General features: G+C 71.3%; 20 protein-coding genes. 7 read left to right on the forward strand and 13 right to left on the reverse strand.

All coding sequences use genetic code 11. The features are described from left to right. The 3 genes from ACZ48Z_RS05400 to ACZ48Z_RS05410 are packed head-to-tail and all read left to right on the forward strand — an operon-like array spanning window position 1 to window position 2943. The gene (locus tag ACZ48Z_RS05400; RefSeq protein WP_468734430.1) at window positions 1–747 is read left to right on the forward strand and encodes an acetoacetate decarboxylase; all 747 of its coding nucleotides are present in this window, start codon (window positions 1–3) and stop codon (window positions 745–747) included. Further along, window positions 744–1733: a 3-hydroxyacyl-CoA dehydrogenase NAD-binding domain-containing protein gene (locus ACZ48Z_RS05405; protein ID WP_468734431.1), complete on the forward strand. Its 990-nt coding sequence runs from the start codon at window positions 744–746 to the stop codon at window positions 1731–1733. The genes ACZ48Z_RS05400 and ACZ48Z_RS05405 overlap by 4 nt, the downstream gene beginning before the upstream one ends. Window position 1734: 1 nt before the next feature. After that, window positions 1735–2943: an acyl-CoA dehydrogenase family protein gene (locus ACZ48Z_RS05410; protein ID WP_468734432.1), complete on the forward strand. Its 1209-nt coding sequence runs from the start codon at window positions 1735–1737 to the stop codon at window positions 2941–2943. Window positions 2944–3012: 69 nt separating this feature from the next. Here the strand turns inward: ACZ48Z_RS05410 and ACZ48Z_RS05415 are convergent, their stop codons facing one another. Then, window positions 3013–4209, reverse strand: coding sequence for an aminotransferase-like domain-containing protein (locus ACZ48Z_RS05415; protein ID WP_468734433.1), 1197 nt, complete (start codon window positions 4207–4209; stop codon window positions 3013–3015). A 106-nt stretch (window positions 4210–4315) separates the two neighbouring features. Beyond that, the gene (locus ACZ48Z_RS05420) at window positions 4316–5218 is read right to left on the reverse strand and encodes an SAM-dependent methyltransferase (RefSeq protein WP_468734434.1); all 903 of its coding nucleotides are present in this window, start codon (window positions 5216–5218) and stop codon (window positions 4316–4318) included. A gap of 232 nt (window positions 5219–5450) precedes the next feature. Between ACZ48Z_RS05420 and ACZ48Z_RS05425 the strand changes: the two genes are divergently transcribed. Further along, a complete protein-coding gene (locus ACZ48Z_RS05425) occupies window positions 5451–5624 on the forward strand; it encodes a hypothetical protein (RefSeq protein ID WP_468734435.1) in 174 nt (57 codons plus the stop codon). Between the two features lie 30 nt (window positions 5625–5654). Here ACZ48Z_RS05425 and ACZ48Z_RS05430 read toward each other — a convergent pair whose 3' ends face one another. The 11 genes from ACZ48Z_RS05430 to ACZ48Z_RS05480 form a co-directional block, all read right to left on the reverse strand. Further along, on the reverse strand, window positions 5655–6011 hold the full coding sequence (locus ACZ48Z_RS05430) for a DUF805 domain-containing protein (protein ID WP_468734436.1): 357 nt from the start codon (window positions 6009–6011) through the stop codon (window positions 5655–5657). 298 nt (window positions 6012–6309) lie between these two features. After that, window positions 6310–7302, reverse strand: a complete 993-nt coding sequence (gene hemB / locus ACZ48Z_RS05435; protein WP_468734437.1) for a porphobilinogen synthase — start codon at window positions 7300–7302, stop codon at window positions 6310–6312. Between the two features lie 82 nt (window positions 7303–7384). Continuing rightward, the gene (locus tag ACZ48Z_RS05440) at window positions 7385–7744 is read right to left on the reverse strand and encodes a hypothetical protein (protein WP_468734438.1); all 360 of its coding nucleotides are present in this window, start codon (window positions 7742–7744) and stop codon (window positions 7385–7387) included. A gap of 35 nt (window positions 7745–7779) precedes the next feature. Continuing rightward, the gene (locus ACZ48Z_RS05445; protein ID WP_468734439.1) at window positions 7780–8655 is read right to left on the reverse strand and encodes a glycine betaine ABC transporter substrate-binding protein; all 876 of its coding nucleotides are present in this window, start codon (window positions 8653–8655) and stop codon (window positions 7780–7782) included. Window positions 8656–8735: 80 nt separating this feature from the next. After that, window positions 8736–9377, reverse strand: coding sequence for a hypothetical protein (locus tag ACZ48Z_RS05450; RefSeq protein WP_468734440.1), 642 nt, complete (start codon window positions 9375–9377; stop codon window positions 8736–8738). Window positions 9378–9673: 296 nt separating this feature from the next. Continuing rightward, window positions 9674–13657 (reverse strand): nSTAND1 domain-containing NTPase, encoded by a 3984-nt coding sequence (locus tag ACZ48Z_RS05455; RefSeq protein ID WP_468734441.1) that lies wholly within the window; start codon window positions 13655–13657, stop codon window positions 9674–9676. Between the two features lie 511 nt (window positions 13658–14168). After that, window positions 14169–15887, reverse strand: coding sequence for a bifunctional uroporphyrinogen-III C-methyltransferase/uroporphyrinogen-III synthase (locus ACZ48Z_RS05460; RefSeq protein ID WP_468734442.1), 1719 nt, complete (start codon window positions 15885–15887; stop codon window positions 14169–14171). Further along, window positions 15884–16843 (reverse strand): hydroxymethylbilane synthase, encoded by a 960-nt coding sequence (gene hemC / locus ACZ48Z_RS05465; protein WP_468734443.1) that lies wholly within the window; start codon window positions 16841–16843, stop codon window positions 15884–15886. Before hemC ends, ACZ48Z_RS05460 begins: the two co-directional genes overlap by 4 nt. Further along, on the reverse strand, window positions 16840–18543 hold the full coding sequence (locus ACZ48Z_RS05470) for a glutamyl-tRNA reductase (protein WP_468734444.1): 1704 nt from the start codon (window positions 18541–18543) through the stop codon (window positions 16840–16842). Before ACZ48Z_RS05470 ends, hemC begins: the two co-directional genes overlap by 4 nt. Then, window positions 18540–19292, reverse strand: coding sequence for a redox-sensing transcriptional repressor Rex (locus tag ACZ48Z_RS05475; RefSeq protein ID WP_468734445.1), 753 nt, complete (start codon window positions 19290–19292; stop codon window positions 18540–18542). The genes ACZ48Z_RS05470 and ACZ48Z_RS05475 overlap by 4 nt, the downstream gene beginning before the upstream one ends. Before the next feature lie 235 nt (window positions 19293–19527). Continuing rightward, complete coding sequence (locus tag ACZ48Z_RS05480) at window positions 19528–19806, reverse strand: glutaredoxin family protein (RefSeq protein ID WP_468734446.1); 279 nt, start codon at window positions 19804–19806, stop codon at window positions 19528–19530. Between the two features lie 167 nt (window positions 19807–19973). On the opposite strand from ACZ48Z_RS05480, the gene ACZ48Z_RS05485 reads away from it, so the two are divergent. The 3 genes from ACZ48Z_RS05485 (at window position 19974) to ACZ48Z_RS05495 (ending at window position 23457) form a co-directional block, all read left to right on the forward strand. After that, window positions 19974–20900 (forward strand): HAD family hydrolase, encoded by a 927-nt coding sequence (locus ACZ48Z_RS05485; protein ID WP_468734447.1) that lies wholly within the window; start codon window positions 19974–19976, stop codon window positions 20898–20900. 326 nt (window positions 20901–21226) lie between these two features. Next, window positions 21227–22000: an ECF subfamily RNA polymerase sigma factor, BldN family gene (locus ACZ48Z_RS05490; protein WP_468734448.1), complete on the forward strand. Its 774-nt coding sequence runs from the start codon at window positions 21227–21229 to the stop codon at window positions 21998–22000. 233 nt (window positions 22001–22233) lie between these two features. Continuing rightward, window positions 22234–23457 carry a DUF5667 domain-containing protein gene (locus tag ACZ48Z_RS05495; protein ID WP_468734449.1) on the forward strand — a complete coding sequence of 408 codons (1224 nt, stop codon included), beginning with the start codon at window positions 22234–22236 and terminating at the stop codon, window positions 23455–23457. Window positions 23458–23584 lie beyond the last annotated feature (127 nt).

Here is a 23584-nt window from a genome sequence, read left to right on the forward strand (position 1 = left end):
ATGAGGACCGAAGACGTACGGCGGCACATGACGACCCCGCTGACCAGCCCGGCGTTCGCCCCGGTGGTCCCGAGGTTCACCGACCGCGAGTACCTCAACATCGTCTACCGCACCGACGCCGACGCCCTGCGTGCCGTGGTCCCCGAACCGCTGCGGATCGACGAGCCGTTGGTCCGGTTCGAGGTCATGAAGATGGGCGACGTCACCGGATACGGCCCCTACACCGAGTCCGGCCAGGCCATCGAGGTCAGCCTCGACGGCGAACGCGGCGAGTACCTGCACGCCATGTACCTCGACAACTTCCCGGCGACCGCGTCGGGCCGCGAGGTCAGCGCGTACCCGAAGACGATCGGCGCCCCGAGCCTGTACGTCGACCACGGCACGCTGGTCGGCACCCTCGACCACGGCACGCTGCGGGTCGCCACCGCGACGATGGGCTACAAGCACCACGAGCTGGACCGCCGCGAGGCCGAGGCGCAGATCACCGTGCCCACCTTCATGCTCAAGACCGTTCCGGGCTACGACGGTTCGCCCCGTGTGCAGGAACTCGTCCGCACCGAGATCACCGACGTCGAGGTCAAGTGGGCCTACACCGGCCCCGCGAGACTCCAGCTCTTCCAGCACGTCCTCGCCCCGCTGGCCGACCTGCCGGTCCTGGAGATCGTCTCGGCGAGCCACATCCTCACCGACCTGACCCTGGCCCCGGTCAAGCCGGTCCACGACTACCTGGAAGGACAGGCGTCATGACCCCCGAGTCCCGTACGCCCGAGTCCCGTACCCACGACGTCCACACCGCCGCCGTGATCGGCGCCGGCACCATCGGCCTCTCCTGGACGGCCCTGTTCGCCGCCCACGGCCTCACCGTCCGTGTGACCGACCCCCGCCCCGACCTCGCCGAGGCGGTCGCCGCGGCCCTGGCCGACTTCGCCCCGCACCTCGCGGCCCGGGGCCTGGACGTCGAGGGTCTCGCCGACCGGGTCCACATCGCGGCCGACGTGACCGAGGCGGTCCGGGACGCGGACGTCGTGCAGGAGAACGGCCCGGAGCGCGTCGAGTTCAAGAAGGACCTGTTCGCCACCCTGGTCCGCGAGGCCCCAGCCCACGCCCTACTGCTGAGCTCGTCGTCGGCGATCCCCTCGACCGCGTTCACCGCGGACCTGGGCGGGGAGGACGCCGGCCGGATCCTGATCGGCCACCCCTTCAACCCGCCCCACCTGATCCCCCTGGTCGAGGTCGTCCCCGGCGAACGCACCACCGGGGAAGCGGTCCGGGCGGCCGTCGACTTCTACACCCTGGTCGGCCGCACCCCGGTCGTCGAGCGCAGGGAAATCCCCGGTTTCGTCGGCAACCGCCTGCAGAACGCCCTCAACCGCGAGGCCATCCACCTCGTCGAGCAGGGCGTGGTGACGCCCGAGGACCTCGACAGGGTGATGACGAACTCCCTCGGCATCCGCTGGTCGACGGTCGGCCCGTTCCTCGGCTCGCACCTGGGCGGCGGTCCCGGCGGCTACCGGCACATGGCCGAGCACATCGGCACGTCGATGAAACAGATGTGGGCGACCCTCGGCACCCCCTCCCAGACCCCCGAAGACAGGGAACGGCTCATCGAAGCCGTGGAAAAGGCCTACGGCTCCTCCACGTACTCGGACCTCACCGAGGCGCGCGACCGCAGGCAACTCGCCGTCCTGGCCGCCCTGGACGGCACCGGCAACACCGCCAAGGAGGAGAACTGAGATGACCACCACGACCCCTGTGCAGCCCCTCGAAGACCAGCTGATCTCCGACTTCTACGACTACGAGGCCCTGCTCCCCGACGAGGAGCGCAAGATCCTCCTCAAGGCCCGCACCCTCATGCGTGACGAGGTCAAGCCGCTGGTGAACGAGAACTGGGGCAACGGCACCTTCCCCAAGGAGCTCATCGGCATCTTCCGCGAGAGCGGCCTGGCCGGGCTGCCCTACGAGGGGTACGGCGAGCACCGCCCCGCCGTCAGCAACCTGCTCAGCGGCATGCTCGCGATGGAGATGAGCCGTACCGACGCCTCGGTGGCCACGTTCTTCGGCGTGCACAACGGGCTGGCGATGTACTCGATCCACTCCGGCGGCGACCAGGAGCAGCGCGACCGCTGGCTTCCCGCGATGGCCGCGATGGAGAAGATCGGCGCGTTCGCCATGACCGAGCCCCTCGGCGGCTCCGACGTCGCCGGCGGCATGCGCACCACCGCCCGGCGCGACGGCGACACCTGGATCCTCGACGGCGCCAAGAAGTGGATCGGCAACGCGACCTTCGCCGACCACGTCATCGTGTGGGCCCGGGACGTCGACGACAACCACGTCAAGGGATTCGTCGTCGAGAAGGGCACACCGGGCTTCGTGCCGACGAAGATCGAGGGCAAGGTCGCCTTCCGGATCGTCGAGAACGCCGAGATCACCCTGACCGACGTCCGGGTCCCGGAGGCGAACCGCCTCCAGAACATCGACTCCTTCCGCGATGTCGCCGAGATCCTGCGCGCCACCCGAGGCGGAGTCGCCTGGCAGGCACTGGGCGTGATGACCGGCGCCTACGAACTCGCCCTGGACTACGCCAAGGAGCGCAAGCAGTTCGGCCGTCCGATCGCCCGGTTCCAGCTGGTGCAGGACCTGCTGGTGAAGAGCCTCGGCAACATCACCGCCTCCTGGGGCATGCTGGTCCAGCTCGCCCGCCTCCAGGACGCCGGGGTCTTCCGCGACGAACACTCCTCGCTGGCCAAGGCGTTCGTCACCTCGCGGATGCGGGAGGTCGTCGCCTGGAGCCGGGAGATCTTCGGCGGCAACGGCATCGTCCTGGACTACGACATCGCCCGCTTCTTCACCGACGCCGAGGCGATCTACTCCTTCGAGGGCACCCGCGAGATGAACACCCTGATCGTCGGCAAGTCGATCACCGGGCAGAGCGCCTTCGTCTGAGCCTCTCCCCCTGCGTCACCCCGCACGGGCCGTGCCTCTCCGGGAGGCACGGCCCGTCCCGTTCGCCCCTCAGTCCCGCAGCCCCTCCCCCAGCCTCCGCAGCCCCTCCCCGATCTCCTCGGGCGTCTGCGTCACGAAGCAAAGCCGCAGGGTCGAGCGGTCGGGCTCACCGGCGTAGAAGGGCGCGCCCGGCACGTAGGCGACATCCCGGCGCACGACCTGCGCGAGCAGCGCGGTGGTGTCGTACGACGACGGAAGCCGGGCCCACAGGAACATGCCGCCCTCGGGCCGGGTCCAGGCCGACCCCTCGGGCAGGGCCTCGGCCAGCCCCGCCAGCATGGCGTCCCGCCGCTCCCCGTAGACCCCCGCGACCCGCCGCACATGCGCGTCGAGGTCCCGGTCCGCCAAGTACCGTGCCGCGGCGAGCTGGTTGACGGTCGGGGTGTGCAGATCGGCGGCCTGCTTGGCGACCGCGCAGGCCCGCAGCAGCTCACCGGGCGCCCGCAGCCAGCCGAGCCGCAGTCCGGGAGCCATGACCTTGGAGAAGGACCCGAGCAGCACGGCCCGGTCGCGGACCTCCTCGTGGGCGGCGATCCACGGCAGCCGCTCGCCCTCGAAGCGGAGTTCGCCGTACGGGTCGTCCTCGACGATCCACAGCCCGCACCGCGCGGCCACGGAGGCGACGGCGGCCCTGCGCCCCGCCGACATGGTCCGCCCGGTCGGGTTCTGGAAGGTCGGCACGGTGTAGAGCAGCTTGGGCCGCTCCCGCACGACGAGTTCCTCCAGTGCCACGGGGTCGGGCCCCTCCTCGTCCCCCGGCACGGCCACCACCCGCGCCCCCGCGAACCCGAAGGCCTGGAGCGCGGCCAGATAGCAGGGGCTCTCGACGAGGACCGTGTCCCCGGGCTCGATCAGCGCGGTGGCGAGCAGCGACAGGGCCTGCTGCGACCCGGTGGTGACGAGGACGTCGTCGGCCTCCGTGGGCAGCCCGCGAGCGGAAGTCCTGGCCGCCAGGGCCGCCCGCAGCACGGGCTCGCCCTCTGTCGTCGAGTACTGCAGCGCCCGCGAGGGCGTCTCCTCCAGCACCGCCCGGAACGCGTCCGCGATGCCCTGCGCGTCGAACAGTTCGGGCGCGGGCAGCCCGCCCGCGAAGTTGATGACCTCGGGGCGGGAGGTGACGGCGAGGATGTCCCGTACGGGCGACCCGCCGACCGCCCGGGCCCGGGCGGCGAGCGGCGGCACGGAGGCGAACGTGGGCACCGTCATGGGCACGGCTCCTTCGACTGCGACGACGACTGGTGCCGCGCAGCCTAAGGAACCGAGTGCCGCCTACAAGTACCTTTCCGCGATACGGACTCCGGGCGCCCGCTCCTCAGCTCTTCGTGCCGGTGGCCACGTAGACGTTGATGTCGTCGTCCGTGACGTCGTTGATGTCGCGGTAGCGGATCTTCTCGATGTCGTCGAGGGACTCGAAGTCCTCCGCGTCGATGGCGGGCGGCGCGGGCGCCGGGCCGGGGTGCCACAGATGGGCGGGGACGACCCCGGGCTCGTCCAGCGTGACACCGGGCACCTCGGCGAAGAACCGCTCCACCTCCGCCCTGGACCGGAACACGAAGGTGAACCCGCGCTCGGTGTACGTCCGCTGGACCGCGCGGGTGGGCTCGGGGTGCATCTCGTCGGTCAGGTGGCTGAGCACGAGCCGGCTGCCGGCCGGCAGTGCCTCCACCAGCTCCCGCACGATCGGGAAGGCCTCCTCGTCCTCGACGAAGTGCAGGATCGCGACCAGGCACAGCGCGATGGGCTGGTCGAAGTCCAGGGTCTTGGCGGCCTGTTCGATGATCTGCGCGGGGCTCTTGAAGTCGGCGTCGATGTAGTCCGTACGTCCCTCGGGCCCGCTGGTGAGCAGCGCACGCGCGTGTGCCAGCACCACGGGGTCGTTGTCGACGTACACGACCCGGGAGTCGGGCCGGATGCGCTGGGCGATCTGGTGGACGTTCTCGGCGGTGGGCAGCCCGGTGCCGATGTCGAGGAACTGCCGGATCCCGTCCCGCTCGGCCAGTCTGTCGACGGCCCGGCGCATGAAGTCGCGGTTGTGGCGCACGTCGAGGTAGCCGCGGGGGTTGGCGGCGAGCGCGGCGGCGGCCGCCTCGCGGTCGGCGGGGTAGTTGTCCTTGCCGCCGAGGAAGACGTCGTAGACGCGGGCCGGATGCGCCTTGGTGGTGTCGATCCTCCTGGCCAGTTCGGCCGGGTCCTGGCTCAGCGCGTCACCGGACATGGGCGTCTCCCCTACGAGTCGGTCCTTCAACGGACAACCACCATGATGGTCAAGAACCTAACTCTCGGCGGCAGTTGATGGTGCCCGGTGCCCGACATGCACCGTCCCGCGTCCCGCGAGAGGGGGTCGGGACGGGACGTTCCCGCAGGCCACGTCGGTCCACACCCGGAAGCCGTCCCGAATCCGCCGCCAGGGCTGGCTCACGCCACCACCTCTCGCGCAGCCTGTTCCCATGCCCACCCGCCGCCGCAGGACAACCGCCCTCGCCCTCACCCTCGCCGCCCTCCTCGCGCTCCCCGCACTGACGGCTTGCGACGACGGCCAGGGCGTACGCGACGAGGGCCCGGCCACGAACAGGGCGGCGGCCCTCACCCCCGGGGAAAACCAGAAGACCGCCCGGCACTGAGCCGGACGGCCTCGAAGTGGAGCTACCGCGTCACACGTGCACGGGGGCGAACTTCGGGTTGGGGCCGTACTTGTTCTCGCCGGGCTCGCCGTCCAGCACCGAGAAGACGAACAGGGTGATGGGACCGGCGATCGGGACGATCTGGAACAGGATCCACCAGGCGCTGCGGCCCGTGTCGTGCAGACGGCGCGCGGTGACGGCCAGGCCGGGCAGCAGGAAGGCGAGGATGGGCAGGGCCACGATCCAGGACTGCTTGGTGACGAGGCTGAGGACGAGGAACACGACGTAGATGATCGTGGCGAACAGCGCGAACATCCAGTATTCCTTGCGGCGCGCACGCCCGCTGAAGACCACGTACTTCTTGAGTGCCTCGATGAACAGGTTCATGGTGGTGGTGTCCCCCCAGAGATCGCCGTTCGGAACCATTCCGAATGGATCAGGCCAGGCGCAGAAGATATGGAGGATGTCGGGAACTCGTCAATTCGACGGATGTAAGCAGTCCATCAAACCGATGACTCGGCACAACCCGACAAATCCGCCACATCCGGATGCGAATTAGGGACAGAACACCAGAAGATCACCGGGCGAAGTGGGCGTTGTTATCCGGACGTTGGCCGGTTCGAGCCCCGGCCGTGTCCGGACCGAGCTCGAACCGTTGCCACAACACGCCGCCGGACAACCCGTGTCAGCCGAGCTTCTGAGCCACTTCGGTCGCCCAGTAGGTGAGGATGTTCTGCGCCCCGGCGCGCTTGATCCCGGTCAGCGTCTCCAGGATCGCCCGGTCCCGGTCGATCCAGCCCTTCTCGGCGGCTGCCTCGATCATCGAGTACTCACCGGAGATCTGATAGGCGGCCACGGGCACGTCGACGGCGTCGGCGACCCGGGCGAGGATGTCGAGATAGGGGCCGGCCGGCTTGACCATCACCATGTCGGCGCCCTCCTCCAGATCGAGGGCGAGCTCGCGCAGCGACTCCCGTGCGTTCGCGGGATCCTGCTGATAGGTCTTGCGGTCGCCCTTCAGCGAGGACCCGACGGCCTCCCGGAACGGCCCGTAGAAGGCGGACGCGTACTTCGCCGTGTAGGCGAGGATGGCGACATCCTCCCGCCCGATCTGATCAAGGGCATCCCGCACGACCCCGATCTGCCCGTCCATCATCCCGCTGGGCCCCACGACATGGGCGCCCGCGTCGGCCTGCACCTGGGCCATCTCGGCGTACCGCTCCAGGGTGGCGTCGTTGTCGACGCGCCCCTGGTCGTCCAGCACCCCGCAGTGCCCGTGGTCGATGGTCTCGTCGAGACACAGGTCGGACATCACGAGCAGCTCGTCCCCGACCTCGGCCCGCACGTCCCGGATGGCGACCTGCAGAATTCCGTCGGGATCGGTCCCCGGCGTCCCGAGAGCGTCCTTCTTCGACTCCTCCGGCACCCCGAACAGCATGATCCCGGAGACTCCGGCGGCCACGGCCTCGGCGGCGGCCTTCTTCAAGCTGTCCCTGGTGTGCTGCACCACCCCGGGCATCGCCGAGATCGGCACGGGCTCACTCACGCCCTCCCGCACGAACGCCGGGAGGATGAAGTCAGCGGGGTGCAGCCGGGTCTCGGCGACCATCCGGCGCATGACGGGGCTGGTCCGCAGCCGCCGGGGCCGCGTACCGGGGAAGGATCCGTACTTCGACATGCCGTCTACGCTACGCCCGCCCCGGGGGCACCTTTGCCGACGTCCTGTCGCAACGGGTCCCGGGGCGGGCGGCGCCTCGTGCCTACGACTGGTGGTACGTGAAGGTGCGGCCGTTCTTGGACTTCGAGACGTACACCTGGTGCCAGTTCCAGCCGGCCGGGGGACGGACGTAGTGGAACTCGACCGAGCTGTTGGTCTGCCACCAGTAGTTCGAAGCCGTGGTGCAGCCGTTGGCCGGGACGTCCCAGAACCGGGAGTTGACCCAGTCGCCCTGGTCGTTGTAGCCGACGAGGAAGAACTTCAGGGCGGCGCCGTTGTCGTTGCAGATCTGGATCTGCACGTTGGCGGTGGCGGCGTCGGCCGTCGCGGGCGCCGCGAGGACACCGGTGGCGGAGGCCACGGCGAGCGCGGCGATGGTGAGCTTTCTGCGGAGGTGACCCATGTCGCTGGTGCCTTTCGGAGGACGAGGTGGGGTGGTCAGCCGAGCAGGCCGTTGGACCGCAGCCAGGTCCGCGCCGTGCCGGACGGGGACGCCCCGCCGTCGACGGAAGCGGCGAGTTCGGCCAACTGCCCTGTGGTGAGCCGCGAGTTGAGGCGGGCCAGGGCCTTGCATGCGGGCAGGTCCGCGTAGGGGGCGCCGATGAGCGGGAAGACGTGCTCGGGCGGCAGGACGTTCTTCGGATCCGTCAGCACGACCAGGCCGTCCCGGGTGAGGGCGGGGTCGGTGCCGCGCAGGACCAGGACGTCGGCGGTGGCCGGGGTACCGGTCGCGGTGAGGTGGGTGCCGTAGGCCTTCAGCAGCGAGGCGGGCGACGGGGCGTCCGGATCGCCGGAGGCGGGGCCGCCGAGGGTGAGGCGGCCGGCCTTCGCGAGGTCGGCGGGGCTGTGCAGGCCGTGCGCACGGGCGGTGGCCCGGGTGACCGCGAGGACGACGCCGTTCTGTGCCGGCGCGGGTGGCAGGGCGTCGACGCCGGGAGGCAGGGCCATGCTGAGAGTGGCGGACATGTTGCCGGGCAGGGTCTGGCCGGCGGGCAGGGCGCGCAGCGTCGAGGTCTCGTAGGCGGGCGCGAGGTCGATCTCGCCCACCGCGACGGCCTGTGTGGTGGCGGCGGGCGAGGAGTAACGGGTGCTCGCCATCCGCACCTTCACCCCTGCGTCGGCGAGCAGTTCGCCGTACAGGGCCGCCACGACCCGGCTCTCGGCCGAGCCGTCGGTGCCGATCACCGTCGGCCCGACCACGTCCGCGTAGGCGGTCGCACTGTTTCCCTTCGCCGCGCCGCAGCCCGCGAGGAACAGCAACGAGCAGAGGGCGGCCGCGACGGCGGCCCGCGGACGAAGACGACTGTCCGGCATCACGGAACACCACTTCTCGATGGGGCGGGCGGCCCGGCGCGGTTCACCGACCGGCGCCGCCCGCTGTACTACGGGACGGTTCAGCCGCAGTGCGCGGCGCGCTCGCCGGACGTCATCACCGCGTCCTTGAAGTTGACGTAGCCGTTCTGGGGGTGGTCCTGGTCCCAGCCGGCCGCCTGGTAGTTGTTGATGTACCAGATGTAGTGGCCGTAGTAGCGCTTGCCGAAGTGGAGCTCGTACCAGCCCGTGGCCTTCTGCTTGGCGGTGCCGCGCTGGAGCCAGCCCTTGTATCCGGGGCGGACGTTGAGCGTCTTGGTTTCGGAGTCGGTGTGCGAGGTCGTCCAGGAGTGGGAGTACGAGAGCTCCACGGAGACCTTGTAGACCTTCCAGAACTCCGCTGTCGCCTCGATCGCGACGCCGACCGTGTTCGTGGCGGAGGTCGTGTCCGACCAGTTGACGGTGTGCTGGTTGATCTCGTGGGCGCAGTTGTACGCGGTGGAGCCCACCTGGTGCGCCGGGCCGGTGTACGCGGTGTAGCTCTGCGGGTGGAACTTGCACAGGTCGGCCGAGCCGCACTGCTGGAGGAGCTGCGCGACGGAGGGGCTGTCGGCGGCGTACGACTGCGGGGCCGCCATGAGGGAGGCGCCCAGAGCGAGGGCGGCGACGGCACCGGCGCTGCGGGCGAGGCGGCGGGTGGGTGTGGTGCGGAGCGCGAATCGCATCGAATACTCCAGGGGAAAGTCGGCTTCCCATGACGAGGGAAAGCTCGGCTGGCGAAAATCCGGCAAGTGCTCTGCGTTTCTTGGATTTGCCGGCCCTCTGGGGTGTGAGGGCCGGCACGGTGACCGCGCCACCGCCGCACCGGGGGGAGAGTCGGCGGCGGTGGAGCGGGCCGTTCGACATCCACTCTCGAAGCCTCGGAGTTGTTGATCAATGCAGGTCAGAGGGGTAAACAACGCGATCGGCGACCTACCGCCGGGTATGCAACGGCCGTGTGAACAGCACCCGCTGACCGGTGTTACCGAGTGCTTCGGTGACGCGGTGCGTCCGTGCTTGCGTGCGAGGGCCGGGACGTGTTCCGGGACGCCGGGGGATTCCCTTCGGCCGGCTTTTCTCTCGTGGCCCGCTTGTCCGCTTTCCAGTCCTCTCCCGAACCCGCCCGGTTCTTGTCCGTCCGGTGTTCCGGCCGTTCCCGGGGTCGGGGATCGGGGGAGGCATGGGGTCTCCCGTCGTCGGCATCCGGCAGCCCGGCCGCCGCCAGGGACGGGCCCGCGGGCTCGACGAGGCCGGGACCCACCTCGGTCCCGGCTGACCCGTCGTCCGGGCCCGACCCGTCGCAGACCCGCCGATAGGGCACGCCGGGCAGGTAGCGACGCCACTCGGCGACGGTCAGGGACCGGCCCGCGCGGGCACAGAGCCGGGCGGCGACCTGTGCGGGGCCGACCGGGTAGGCGCGGACGGAGACGTGCGGACCGGCGGCCCGGAGGTAGCCGTCGCGACCGAAGGCCAGCGAGTCGATCACGTCGCCCGAGCCGGCCGGGCTGTCGCCCAGGGGCCGGTCCAGGTCGAGGTCCCACAGGCTCAGGGCTCCCGAGCCATGGGCGATGGCGAGGGTGGTGCCGTCGGGGCTGAAGGCCAGGGCGGTGACCAGCGCGCAGGCCGCGCAGCCGGTGCCGGCGGAGGGTGCGGGGATCACGGCCCGGGGCACACGGTCCGTTCCGCTGTCCCATACGGTGACGGTGCCGAAGGCCCCGCCCGTGGCCGTGTGCGCACCGCCGGCGCTGACCGCGATGTCGTACGTCTGTCGTCCGTCGATGAACACGGGATGCGGGTCGGGTGCGTAGGGCGAAATGGCCATCCGGCCGCTGAAACCGGTGGCCAGGGCCTCCTTGACCGCGGCCTTCGGATCGTTCGACCGCACCCACGGAAGCCCGTGCGCGGTGTCCCACATCTGCACGGCGAGCAGGCCCGCGGGCGTGCGCCAGCCGACCAGCAGGTGCCGGCCGTGCGCGGTGAGGAAGATGCCGCGGGCCGTGGACCCGACCGGACCCGTCACGTCGAAGGTGGTGGCCTTCCGGCCGACCGGCGAGATGTCGCGAACCGTGAACCGCGCGGTGTGCGCGGACCCGGAGACCACGGCGGTGCCGTAGGCGATGCTGCGGCTGTCCGGGCTGAAGGCCAGCAGCGGGCGGGAGGCCGCGACCGAGTCGGTGGTCCGGCGGGGGACGGCCAGTTCGGTGACGAGCCGGTCGGAGCGCGTCTCCTGGACACGGACCCGGTAACCGGCCGCGGTCCGTTGCGCGGTGGCCAGGAGCCGGCCGTCCGGACTGAGCAGTACGGCGTTCACGGGCCGCTCGCGCCAGGGTGCGGTCAGGGTCGGGGTGAGGTCGAGGGAGTGCACGGTGCTGCCCGTCAGATAGCGCAGGGTCCGGCCGGCCGGGTCCCAGGCCAGGCCGGTGACGGAGCCGCCGGGCACCGGCCGGCGCAGCACCGGCAGCCGTGGTGCCGCGATCCGCCAGACCGTGACGCCGTCGGGGCCGGACGCCGCCAGGAACGCTCCGTCCGGCGTGAAGGCGAGGTGTCCGGGAGTGGGCCCGGCGAGGTCGGCGAGCTGTCGTCCGGTGGCGGTGTCCCAGACGCGGACACCGGTGTCCGTGGCCACGGCGAGCGATGTGCCGCCCGCGTCGAAGACGACGGTCTCCGGGGAGCAGTCCGCTGCCCGCAGGCTCTCCCAGTCACCCGGCCGGATCGCGTCACGGGCGGTGTCCCACACCTGCGTCGGCCGGCCCGCCCGGCAGACGGCCACCAGAGCGTTGTCCGGCGAGGGGACGGGACGGGCGTCGCCCGCCGTCTCGAACACAGTCCTGCCGCCGTCGACCGCACGCAGCCGCACCTTGGGGTCCGGCCCGGAGTCCCGTACGACATAGCTGTGTCCGTCGGCCCCGAAACCGAGGACGTGGCCACCCGTCACGGGCCGACCGGCGGCGGTCCCCGCGGCCAGGCGCCACAGACGCCCGCCGCCGGTCAGCAGCAGGGTCCGGTCCGCCGGGTCGGCCGCCACCACCGGGTCCTCGGGCAGCGCGCCCGACCCGGTGAGGCGGTGCGTGAGGACGTCCCAGGACGACCATGCGCCGGCGCCCGCGACCAGCAGGGTGCGGCCGGAGTCGGTGAGGAAGGCACGGTCTCGGTCACCGAGCACCGGCCCGGTGAGGATGTCGTCCTCGCTCTCGGCGAGCGTGCTGATCAAGGCCGCGCGGCTGACCCGGGAGGGGGCGAGCCGCCAGGCGGCGACACTGAGCAGGGCGGCGGTACGGGGATCGACCGGCTGCGTCCGGGCGGCGAGGGCGGCGGCCTCCAGGGCCGCGGCGCGGGTGCGCTCCAGGTCGGCGGTGTCGCCGCGCTGCCAGGCGAGCTGCCCGGCGAGGAGCGCGCCCAGCACGACGACGGTGCACGCGGCGGCCAGTGCCCGCGTCCGCCGTCGTATCCGGTTCGCCGTCCAGCGCTCCATGGCACCGGCGACCCGGGAGGCGCTGAGGAAGGCCCGCTCCCGCCCGGTGAGGTCATGGTCGCTGACGCCCCGGTCGAACAGCTGGTCGGCGACGGCGAGATGGGTCCCGCGGTAGAGGCTGCCGGGGTCGTGGTCGCGCTCCTTCCACAGCCGCGCGGCCTCGCTGAGTCGCCGGTGCTCGCGCAGCCGTTCCCGGTCCGTCTCGATCCACCCCTGGAGCCGCGGCCAGTGGGTGATCAGGGCCTCATGGGTGAGCTGGACGTTCGCCTCGTCCAGGATGACCAGCCGGGCGCGGGCGAGCCGGTCGAGGACGACGGGCACCTCGGGATCGGGCCACTCGCACAGATCGGCGCGGCCGACCGGGCGGCGGGTGTCGGCGCTGCCCTCGCCGGGGGTGATGAGCGCCAGCAGCAGTCGCCGTGCGGTGGCGGTCTGGACGGGCGAGAGACTGCCGTAGATCTCCTCGGCGGCCGCGGCGATCGCGCCGTGGATGCCGCCCGCCGCCTCGTACGCGGCCACGGTCAGAACGCCGCTGGTCCGTCTTCGCCAGGTCTCCCGCAGGGCCTGCGAGAGCATCGGCAGCACGCCGGGCCGGTCCGCGGCCTCCTCGACGATCCGGGCGGTGAGCTCCCGTTCCACCCGCAGCCCGGCCGCCGTGGCCGGCTTGACCACCGCCTCCTGCAGTTCGACCCGGGTCATGGGGCGCACGGCCAGGGCGTCGCGCCGCAGCACCTCGGCCAGACCGTCGTGCTGCGCGCACCGCGGGTGGAAGCTGCCGTTCACCGCGATCACCACGCGCAGCCTGCTCGCCGGGTCGCGGGCGGCCAGCAGCCGGTCCACGAACTGCCAGCGGTCGGCCCGGTCCCGGCACAGGGTGAAGATCTCCTCGAACTGGTCCACCACCACGAACCGTTCCGGCCCGTCCGGCGGTGGGTCGAGCAGCCGCTCATGGGTGGCGGCGGGCCGTGCCCCCGGCGTGATCAGCCGGAGTTCCATACCGCAGTCCCGCTCGCGTGTCAGGTCGTCGAGACGCGGCAGCAGCCCGGCGCGCAGCAAGGAGGACTTCCCGCTGCCCGAGGTGCCGTGCAGTACCGCGAACCGGTGGTCCAGCACCAGTTTCAGCGCGTCCTCGGCCAGCCGGTCCCGGCCGAAGAAGAGGTCCCGGTCGCCCGGCTCGAACCTCGCCAGCCCCTGATAGGGCGAGTCCCCCTCCTCCGCCCCCTGCGGCGCCGCCTCCGCGACGACGACCTCCCGACGGCGCTCCCACTCGTCCGGGTCCGCGCCACAGGCCTGTGCGTACGCCCGTACCACCGCGGCCGACGCCAGCCGCTCCCCGGAGGCGGCGCGCGACAGGGCGGTCACGGAGAGGCCGGTGCGCTGGGCCATCGTCCGGTACGACGGTGAACCGCTGTCCCTGCGCAGCGACCGCAACGCGTGCGCGAAGCCCTGCAGGGGACCGGCGTCAGGGTCGACCGGTCGCTCGGGACGGCCCAAGACGCCACCTCACCTCAGGGCACACGCAAGCCCAGCAAGCGGTTTCCTTGCACTTTAAAGTACTGGAACAGAATATTCCAGATACCAGAACCGCAAGAGAAGCCCCCTCCAGACCGACGGCCCGCCGGATGCGCCACGACGTCCCGCAAGCCGCGTACGGCGCGCAGGGGACGGGGTGGGGGGTGCCCGCCCGCAGCGTCCGGCGTCCGTCACCGGGCCCTGTAGAACCGACCGAGCCGCCGGACCGAGGACGGACACCCCCCACCCCGTCCCCGCCCCACAACACACCGCAGGCACTCAGGGGCGCGGGGAACTGCGCAAAGAACGCCCGCCCCCACCGAACCGCAACAGGCCGCCGCAGGCACTCAGGGGCGCGGGGAACTGCGCAAAAACCCCCGCCCCCACCAACCCGCACAGGCCGCCGCAGGCATCAGGGGCGCGGGGAACTGCGCAAAAACCCCCGCCCCCACCAACCCGCACAGGCCGCCGCAGGCCTCCGCAGGCGCAGACCTCAGGTAGTGGACCGCCGCCGCCGAGCCCCCGGCCGCCGCTCACTGGGCCGCGTCACCGGATCCCCCGCCTCGACCGCCGCCGCCCGCCGCTTCAGCCCGAAGTCGGCAAGCGCCTCGGCCAGCTTGTGCACGGACGGCTCGGGAGCCATCACGTCCACCCGCAGCCCGTGCTCCTCCGCGGTCTTGGCCGTGGCGGGCCCGATACACGCGATCACGGTCACGTTGTGCGGCTTCCCGGCGATACCGACCAGGTTCCGCACAGTGGACGACGACGTGAAGAGAACGGCGTCGAACCCGCCCCCCTTGATCGCCTCCCGCGTCTCCGCCGGCGGCGGCGAGGCCCGCACGGTCCGGTAGGCGGTGACGTCGTCGACCTCCCACCCGAGCTCGATGAGCCCGGCGACCAGCGTCTCGGTGGCGATGTCGGCACGGGGCAGGAACACCCGGTCGATCGGATCGAAGACGGGATCGTACGGCGGCCAGTCCTCGAGAAGCCCCGCGGCGGACTGCTCCCCCGAAGGCACCAGGTCCGGCTTCACACCGAAGGCGACCAGCGCCTTGGCGGTCTGCTCGCCCACCGCCGCGACCTTGATCCCGGCGAAGGCACGGGCATCGAGCCCGTACTCCTCGAACTTCTCACGCACCGCCTTCACCGCGTTGACGGAGGTGAAGGCGATCCACTCGTACCGGCCCGTGACAAGCCCCTTGACCGCCCGCTCCATCTGCTGGGGCGTGCGCGGCGGCTCGACGGCGATCGTCGGCACCTCGTGCGGCACGGCCCCGTAGGACCGCAGCTGGTCGGAGAGCGACGCCGACTGCTCCTTGGTGCGCGGCACGAGAACCTTCCAGCCGAACAGCGGCTTGTTCTCGAACCACGACAACTGGTCGCGCTGCGCGGCGGCGGACCGCTCACCGACCACGGCTATCACCGGCCGGCCGCCCTCGGGCGAGGGCAGCACCTTGGCCTGCTTCAGCGTCTGGGCGATGGTCCCGAGGGTCGCGGTCCACGTCCGCTGCCGCGTGGTCGTACCGGCGACGGTGACCGTCATCGGCGTATCGGGCTTGCGCCCGGCCGCGACCAGCTCTCCGGCGGCGGCGCCCACGGTGTCCAGGGTCGTCGACACGACCACGGTCCCGTCCGACGCCCCCACCTCCGTCCAGCACCGGTCGGAGGCCGTGCGCGCGTCCACGAACCGCACGTCAGCGCCCTGTGCGTCCCGCAGCGGCACACCGGCGTAGGCGGGTACGCCCACGGCGGCGGCCACACCGGGCACGACCTCGAAGGGCACGCCCGCACGGACGCAGGCCAGCATCTCCTCGGCGGCGTACGCGTCGAGCCCGGGGTCCCCGGACACCGCACGCACGACCCGCCTGCCGCCCCGCGCGGCCTCCATGACAAGATGTGCGGCATCCCGCACCACGGGGACAGCAGCGGTAGTTGACGAACCGTCAACGACTGTGAGTTGGGGCGCGCCCGTGCCCGGAACCGGAGTCGGCGGATAACCCGTCGGAATCTCCGTGTCCGTGTTCACGACGGCGACGCCCGAGCGAGCGTGGACGCGTACGACGTCGAGCACTTCGTGCCCGGCGACGAGTACGTCCGCGTTCGTGAGCGCCTCGACGGCGCGCAGAGTCAGTAGTCCCGGATCTCCGGGTCCGGCACCGAGGAAGGTGACGTGCCCGTGTTCAGGACCGGCGGGAAGAGTGGTGGGGCTCACTGTGCTCGCTCCCCCATCAGACCGGCCGCGCCCTGGGCAAGCATCTCGGCCGCTAGTTCACGGCCGAGCGCCATTGCTTGGTCGTACGTCTCGGGCACGGGACCGGTGGTGGACAACTGCACCATGCGTGAGCCGTCGGTCGTGCCGACGACGCCCCGCAGGCGCATTTCCTTGACAATCTGCCCGTCGGCCAGCAGGTCGGCCAGCGCGCCCACAGGGGCGGAGCAGCCGGCCTCCAGGGCGGCGAGCAGGGACCGTTCGGCGGTCACGGCGACCCGGGTGAACGGGTCGTCGAGCTCGCCGAGCGCTGCGATCAGGTCCGCGTTGTCCGCGGTGCACTCGATCGCCAGTGCTCCCTGGCCGGGAGCGGGCAAAACTGTGTCGACCGAGAGGAAATCGGTCACTTCGTCGATACGGCCGATGCGTTGGAGTCCTGCAGCGGCCAGCACCACCGCATCCAGTTCACCATCGCGTACGAACCGTACCCGGGTGTCGATGTTCCCCCGGATCGCAACCGTCTCGATATCAAGTCCGTGTGCGAGGGCGTACGCGTTCAGCTGCGCCATGCGGCGGGGCGAACCGGTACCGATGCGGGCACCGCGGGGCAGGTCGGTGAACTTCAGGGCGTCCCGGGCGACGAGGACATCGCGCGGGTCCTCGCGCTCGGGGACCGCGACCAGTGCCAGCTCGTCCGGCTGCCCGGTCGGCAGGTCCTTCAGCGAGTGGACCGCGAAGTCGATCTCACCCTTGAGCAGGGCCTCCCGCAGCGCGGTCACGAACACGCCCGTGCCGCCGATCTGCGCGAGCGCCTCCTTGGACACATCGCCGTACGTGGTGATCTCCACGAGCTCGACGGGCCGCCCGGTCACCTGGCTCACGGCGTCCGCCACCTGCCCGGACTGGGCCATGGCGAGTCTGCTCCGCCTGGTCCCGAGCCGTAGCGCCTTGGTACTCATGACGAGCCTCGGTCTTTCTCATCGGTGGTGCTTTCCTCGGCGCGGGAGACGGCGGCCACCGTCTCCGGGTCGAGGTCGAACAGGGTCCGCAGCGCGTCCGCGTACCCGGCACCGCCGGGCTCGGCCGCGAGCTGCTTGACCCGTACGGTCGGCGCGTGCAGCAGCTTGTCGACCACGCGCCGTACGGTCTGCGTGATCTCGCTGCGTTGCTTGTCGTCGAGCCCGGGAAGCCGCCCGTCGAGCCGGGCGATCTCACCGGCGACGACATCGGCGGCCATGGTCCGCAGGGCCACGACGGTGGGTGTGATGTGCGCGGCCCTGAGCGCGGCCCCGAAGGCGGCGACCTCGTCGGCGACGATACGGCGGACCTGGTCGACGTCGGCCGCCATGGGAGCGTCCGCCGAGGCCTCGGCGAGGGACTCGATGTCGACGAGCCGCACTCCGGCCAGCCGGTGCACGGCGGCGTCGATGTCCCTCGGCATGGCGAGGTCGAGCAGGAAGAGCGAGGGGGTCGGTCGCGGGATCTCGGCGACGGGCTCGGGTCTGCGCCGCTCGGGCACCCGCCCGATGGCCGCGGCGGTGGCCGCGAGGGCGGCGATGGCGTCGGCTTCCTGGACGGGATCGACGACGGCGACGGAGCCCTGCGGCCGGGGCGCGTTGTCCACCCAGGCGGCGTGCTGCTCAAGCTCGGAGGCGGCCATCCCGGCGACGGCGGCCTCACCGAGCACGGAGAAACCAGGGGTGGCCTGTACGGGGGTCAGGTCGAGGGGACAGTTCTCTTCGACCACCGATCCTGCGGGCAGTCGTGCCGCTCGGGCGGCTCCCGACCCGCGGAAGGGCGGCACGCCGTCAGCGCCTGGTTGCGCGTCCAACCCCCGCCCGGCAGCGACAGCCTCAGCCGTCAGCACCAGCCCGGTGGCCCCCGTACAGGACACGACGACATCGGCACGTGTCAGCTCGTCCGGCACCGAATCCATCGGTACCGCGCGGGCCGACACGTCCCCGCCCTCGTTGAGGATCTCCGCGAGCCGCTCGGCCCGGTCGGCGGTCCGGTTGGCAATGACGATCTCCGCCACCCCGACCCGCGCCAGTGTCGCCGCGGCAAGCGAAGACATCGACCCGGCCCCGATGACCAGCGCCTTCTTACCGAGAGCCCAGTCCTGCACAGCCGTACCCGAAGCCAAGTGCTCCAGCCCGAACGTCACCAGCGACTGCCCGGCCCGGTCGATCCCGGTCTCGGAGTGCGCCCGCTTGCCGACCCTCAGCGCCTGCTGGAACAGGTCGTTGAGCAGCCGCCCGGCGGTGTGCAGCTCCTGCGCGCGGGCGAGCGAGTCCTTGATCTGTCCGAGGATCTGCCCCTCCCCGACGACCATGGAGTCGAGCCCGCAGGCCACGGAGAAGAGGTGGTGGACGGCCCGGTCCTCGTAGTGCACGTAGAGATAGGGCGTCAGCTCGTCGAGGCCCACTCCGCTGTGCTGGGCGAGCAGCGTGGACAGCTCGGCCACGCCCGCGTGGAACTTGTCCACGTCGGCGTACAGCTCGATGCGGTTGCAGGTGGCGAGCACCGCGGCCTCCGCGGCGGGCTCCGCGCCGACGGTGTCCTGGAGCAGCTTCACCTGCGCATCGGCATGCAGGGCCGCCCGCTCCAGCACGCTGACCGGCGCGCTGCGGTGGCTCAGCCCGACGACGAGGAGACTCATGCCGGCATCACGGCGGGTACGTCCCCGTCGGGTCCTTTGTCGGCGGACTCGCCGCGCGCCGCGGCGGCGGCGTTCTCGGCGGCTTCCTCACCAGCCTTGCGCTGCTCGTGGAAGGCGAGGATCTGGAGCTCGATGGAGAGGTCGACCTTGCGTACGTCGACGCCGTCCGGCACGGACAGCACGGTCGGCGCGAAGTTCAGGATGGAGGTGACCCCGGCGGCCACGAGGCGGTCGCAGACCGGCTGGGCGGCACCGGCGGGGGTGGCGATGACACCGATGGACACCCCGTTGTCCTCGATGATCTTTTCCAGGTCGTCGGAGTGCTGCACCGGGATGCCCGCGACCGGCTTGCCCGCCATGGCCGGATCGGCGTCGATCAGCGCAGCGACCCTGAATCCACGGGACGCGAACCCGCCGTAGTTGGCGAGCGCGGCACCGAGGTTGCCGATCCCGACGATCACGACCGGCCAGTCCTGGGTGAGCCCCAGCTCACGCGAGATCTGGTAGACGAGATACTCGACGTCGTAGCCGACACCGCGGGTTCCGTAAGAACCCAGGTAGGAGAAGTCCTTGCGCAGCTTCGCGGAGTTGACCCCCGCGGCGGCCGCGAGTTCCTCGGAGGAGACCGTGGGTACCGAGCGCTCCGACAGTCCGGTCAGGGCTCGTAGGTACAGCGGAAGCCGGGCGACGGTGGCCTCGGGAATCCCTCGGCTACGGGTCGCCGGTCGGTGAGTTCGGCCAGTTGCCACGGTGCTCCTGCGGGTAGAGCGGGGCTGTAGGCGGTCACACGTCCCCGGACCGCCCCGTCGAATGCAGGCTATGTCTTTGTGAACGCGTGCACAAAGATGGTGTCCGATTTGCCCGGCCAACGTGACCGGCGTCACGCGTGTCTCTCCTGGAGGCAAAACCGCACACTTCCCTCAATAATCCCGCCCCCAAGACCCGGTCGCCATCGATCCTAAGCGACTCGCCGGGCGGCATGGACTATTCGGTGAGAGCCTTGCGCAGCCGTTCCTCGTCCACCCGCCAGAACGTGTGCTGTTCGCCGTCGACGAGTACGACCGGGATCTGTTCCCAGTACCGGTCGTGGAGTTGGGGGTCCTGAGCGATGTCCTTCCGCTCCCACGGCACCCCGAGATCCGCGCACACCTTCTCGATCACCGCCTGTGCGTCATCACACAGATGACACCCCTCCTTGCGGATGAGGGTGACGAGCCGGTCCTCGGGAGCGCTGACCTGCCTACGGCGGAAGAGGGGAGTCATGCCGGCCATTCTCGCGCGCCGGGCGCCGACCGGGGCCGCTTCCTCGACGGCGAGGTCGCGATCTTCATCGGCGAGGTCGCGTTCTTTAACGGCGGGGTCGCGGAGAGTTCACACCCTCCAAACCTCACCACTCCGGAACCACCGAACAAACTGGCTATGCTCACGCCATGGCCGCTCTTGGATGGCTCACTCCCCGTAGGCGCTCCGCCACGGCACGCAGCGTGTTGGCAGGCGAGGCCTCGGCGGAGGCCGCGCGCAAGTCCTCCCAGGAGGTCGAGAAGACCTCCGGTGCGGAGCCGGAGACCCCGTTCCCGGTACTGGGCGACGACAAGGCGGCAGCCTTCTTCGACCTGGACAACACCGTGATGCAGGGCGCCGCCATCTTCCACTTCGGCCGCGGCCTGTACAAACGGAAGTTCTTCGAGACCCGCGACCTCGCAAGGTTCGCCTGGCAGCAGGCGTGGTTCCGGCTGGCCGGCATCGAGGACCCGGAACACATGCAGGAGGCCCGCGACTCGGCGCTCTCCATCGTGCAGGGTCACCGCGTCGCCGAGCTCCAGTCCATCGGCGAGGAGATCTACGACGAGTACATGGCCGAGCGCATCTGGCCGGGCACCCGCGCGCTGGCGCAGGCGCACCTGGACGCCGGCCAGAAGGTGTGGCTGGTCACGGCGGCGCCGGTGGAGATCGCCCAGGTGATCGCGCGACGGCTGGGCCTCACGGGCGCCCTTGGCACGGTGGCGGAGTCGGTGGACGGCGTCTACACGGGCAAGCTGGTCGGCGAGCCGCTCCACGGTCCCGCGAAGGCGGAGGCGGTCCGCGCCCTGGCCGCGGCGGAGGGCCTGGACCTCTCCCGCTGCGCCGCCTACAGCGACAGCCACAACGACATCCCGATGCTCTCCCTGGTCGGCCACCCCTACGCGATCAACCCGGACGCCAAACTCCGCAAGCACGCGCGTCAACTGGACTGGCGTCTGCGCGACTACCGCACCGGCAGGAAGGCCGCGAAGGTCGGCATCCCGGCGGCGGCGGGCGTGGGAGCGGTGGCGGGCGGCACGGCGGCGGCGATCGCCCTGAGCCGACGCCGCCGCTAGCGGCTCCGCCGGACCCCTGACCGGCCAATCCAACTGATGTACCCCCATATCCCCCTGTCCAGTCACGTTGGCTGCACACGGCCACAACACGCCCTGGACAGACACGGAACACGAACCTTTCCGATCAACAACCGGTCACTATCCGGCCCTTGATCGGCTCCCAATCGGTTACAGAAGCGACGTAACCGATGAATAGAGCAACTGGGCGTAGCAGGGCCTGCACTAAGCGTTATTCTCCTCAGACGCAATCCGGTACCCCTTCCGTCGCTACGACGGGTGAACGGTCCCGTACTGCACGTGATGGAAGCTCTGCCTCTGGGAGTCCCGTGTACCCACACGTCGGGGTTGACGCCTCGGGCCTGGCTACGCTGCGCGCAACGGTCCAAGACCTGCTGCGCGGCTTCGTCCCCACCGCGTACGCCGTCCCCGCCCTCGCCGTCGCCACGGCACCGATCGGCCCGTGCTACGCACTGGCCGAAGGTTCCGCGGCCGTCGGCAGACGAGGGCGTTCGACCGGTGCCGCCACGGCCCGCCGTCCGCCCGCGCACAGCGACAGCGCCCGCATGATGGACCTGGTCGAACGCGCCCAGGCCGGCGAGGCCGACGCTTTCGGCCGCCTGTACGACCAGTACAGCGACACCGTGTACCGGTACATCTATTACCGGGTGGGAGGCAAGGCGACAGCTGAGGACCTGACGAGCGAGACGTTCCTGCGCGCACTCAGAAGGATCGGCACCTTCACCTGGCAGGGCCGGGACTTCGGCGCCTGGCTGGTCACCATCGCGCGCAACCTCGTCGCCGACCACTTCAAGTCGAGCCGCTTCCGGCTGGAGGTCACGACCGGCGAGATGCTCGACGCCAACGAGGTCGAGCGCTCCCCCGAGGACTCCGTCCTGGAGTCCCTCTCCAACGCCGCACTGCTCGACGCCGTCAAGCGGCTGAATCCCCAGCAGCAGGAGTGCGTCACCCTCCGCTTCCTCCAGGGCCTGTCGGTCGCCGAGACCGCCCGGGTCATGGGCAAGAACGAGGGCGCCATCAAGACACTCCAGTACCGGGCCGTCCGCACCCTGGCCCGGCTCCTCCCGGACGACGCCCGCTGAGGGGGCACGCCCGGTAACCGCCAACTCGCTCTCGGTGAAAGTCCGTTGACTCCCCGATCCGATCATCCGCAGTCCGTAACCCAAGTGCCGCGCCGCTCGTTGTGCCGGATGCAGGCTCCCTGTGGTCACTCCCTGGCCGATCTCGATCACTCGATCGAGTGCTTGTGGTCAGGGTGTGCAACCCTCAGGACCCCCTGGGGAGTCGACCGTCATGACGAGAGGAGGTGCCGCCCGTGATCGCGAACGTATCGGCGCACCGGCGGGCGAACGCCTTCGCCCAGGCCCTGGAGGAGCAGTCCGACCGGGAACCGGTGGCCGAGCAGTCCGAAGGATCAGCGCCGGCCGCCGCGGAACATCCCGAACCGGACCGCCTGTTGACCCTCGCGGAGTGTCTCGGCGAGCTGCCCAGGCCTGAGCTGGACCCCGAGGTCAAGGTCGTCCAGCGCGCCCAGTTGGTGGCCGCGATGGAGGCCATGCTGCTGGAGGGCGGGGCAGCGGGCATCTCGGTGCCCGAACAGCGTTCCCACCGGGCCGCCAAGGGCGCGCACCGGACCAGTCCGCTCGGCAAACTCCGACCGCGTTCCCGGCTCGCCAAGGGCCTGGCCGCGGGCGGCCTGAGCGTCGGAGTCGCCGCCGGAGCCTTCGGCGGAGTAGCCGCGGCCAGCTCGGGCGCCCTGCCCGGGGACTCCTTGTACGGCCTCAAGCGCGGCATCGAGGACTTCAAGCTCAACCACCTGTCCGACGGGGACGACGAGCGCGGAGTCGCCTACCTCGACCAGGCCTCCACCCGGCTGAGCGAGGCCCGCCGCCTGATGGAGCGCGGCCGGGGCGGTCACCTCGACCACGAGTCCCTGGGCGAGATCCGCCGCGCCCTGTCCGGCATGCGGCACGACGCCTCCGAGGGCCACCGCCTGCTGCACGAGGCGTACGAGCGCGACCCGAACTCCCTGGGCCCCATCCAGGCCCTCGACAGTTTCTCGCGCTCGCACCGCGAGGCCTGGGGCGCGCTCCGTGACCGGCTGCCGGTGCAGCTCGGTGACGTCAGCGACCAGGTGTCCGAGGTCTTCGAAGCCATAGACGAAGAGGTCGCTCCGCTCCAGTCCCGGCTCCCCCAGTCCCCGGCCGGCACCGGCGGCAACGGAAGCGGGCGGCAGAGCGAACCGGGCTCCGCGTCCTCGGACACCTCGACCGGTTCCGGCCGGTCGACGGCCCCGGGCACCGGCGGTGCGTCCGACGGCGGCACCACGGACCACGGCAACCCCAGCAAGTCGGCCGGCTCCAGCACGGACGACGGCCTGCTCGGCGGCAACACCGGCGGCCTCCTGGACCCGCCGAAGGACACCGGCAGCGCCACCCCGTCCTCCCCCGCCCCGTCGGCCGACCCGGACGTCACCCTCCCGCCCCTCCTCCCGGGCCTCCTGCCCGGCCTGGGCATCAACGGCGAGGACGCGCACTAGCCCTTCCAGTACGGCGGGGGGGGGGGGGGGGGGGGGGGGGGGGGGGGGGGGGGGGGGGGGGGGGGGGGGGGGGGGGGGGGGAGAGAGAGGGGGGGGCGGAGGGAGAGGGGGGGAGGGGGGGGGGGAG

The organism is Streptomyces sp. NPDC031225 (genome assembly GCF_055570355.1).

What these genes read in the sequence shown, in the direction of transcription:
- hemB (WP_468734437.1), bottom strand. Translation starts at nt 7,302, where the DNA reads ATGTCGAAGTACGGATCCTTCCCCGGTACGCGGCCCCGGCGGCTGCGG.
- ACZ48Z_RS05400 (WP_468734430.1), top strand. Translation starts at nt 1, where the DNA reads ATGAGGACCGAAGACGTACGGCGGCACATGACGACCCCGCTGACCAGC.
- ACZ48Z_RS05480 (WP_468734446.1), bottom strand. Translation starts at nt 19,806, where the DNA reads ATGACTCCCCTCTTCCGCCGTAGGCAGGTCAGCGCTCCCGAGGACCGG.
- ACZ48Z_RS05405 (WP_468734431.1), top strand. Translation starts at nt 744, where the DNA reads ATGACCCCCGAGTCCCGTACGCCCGAGTCCCGTACCCACGACGTCCAC.
- ACZ48Z_RS05430 (WP_468734436.1), bottom strand. Translation starts at nt 6,011, where the DNA reads ATGAACCTGTTCATCGAGGCACTCAAGAAGTACGTGGTCTTCAGCGGG.
- ACZ48Z_RS05425 (WP_468734435.1), top strand. Translation starts at nt 5,451, where the DNA reads ATGCCCACCCGCCGCCGCAGGACAACCGCCCTCGCCCTCACCCTCGCC.
- ACZ48Z_RS05450 (WP_468734440.1), bottom strand. Translation starts at nt 9,377, where the DNA reads ATGCGATTCGCGCTCCGCACCACACCCACCCGCCGCCTCGCCCGCAGC.
- ACZ48Z_RS05485 (WP_468734447.1), top strand. Translation starts at nt 19,974, where the DNA reads ATGGCCGCTCTTGGATGGCTCACTCCCCGTAGGCGCTCCGCCACGGCA.
- ACZ48Z_RS05440 (WP_468734438.1), bottom strand. Translation starts at nt 7,744, where the DNA reads ATGGGTCACCTCCGCAGAAAGCTCACCATCGCCGCGCTCGCCGTGGCC.
- ACZ48Z_RS05420 (WP_468734434.1), bottom strand. Translation starts at nt 5,218, where the DNA reads ATGTCCGGTGACGCGCTGAGCCAGGACCCGGCCGAACTGGCCAGGAGG.
- ACZ48Z_RS05470 (WP_468734444.1), bottom strand. Translation starts at nt 18,543, where the DNA reads ATGAGTCTCCTCGTCGTCGGGCTGAGCCACCGCAGCGCGCCGGTCAGC.
- hemC (WP_468734443.1), bottom strand. Translation starts at nt 16,843, where the DNA reads ATGAGTACCAAGGCGCTACGGCTCGGGACCAGGCGGAGCAGACTCGCC.
- ACZ48Z_RS05445 (WP_468734439.1), bottom strand. Translation starts at nt 8,655, where the DNA reads ATGCCGGACAGTCGTCTTCGTCCGCGGGCCGCCGTCGCGGCCGCCCTC.
- ACZ48Z_RS05410 (WP_468734432.1), top strand. Translation starts at nt 1,735, where the DNA reads ATGACCACCACGACCCCTGTGCAGCCCCTCGAAGACCAGCTGATCTCC.
- ACZ48Z_RS05415 (WP_468734433.1), bottom strand. Translation starts at nt 4,209, where the DNA reads ATGACGGTGCCCACGTTCGCCTCCGTGCCGCCGCTCGCCGCCCGGGCC.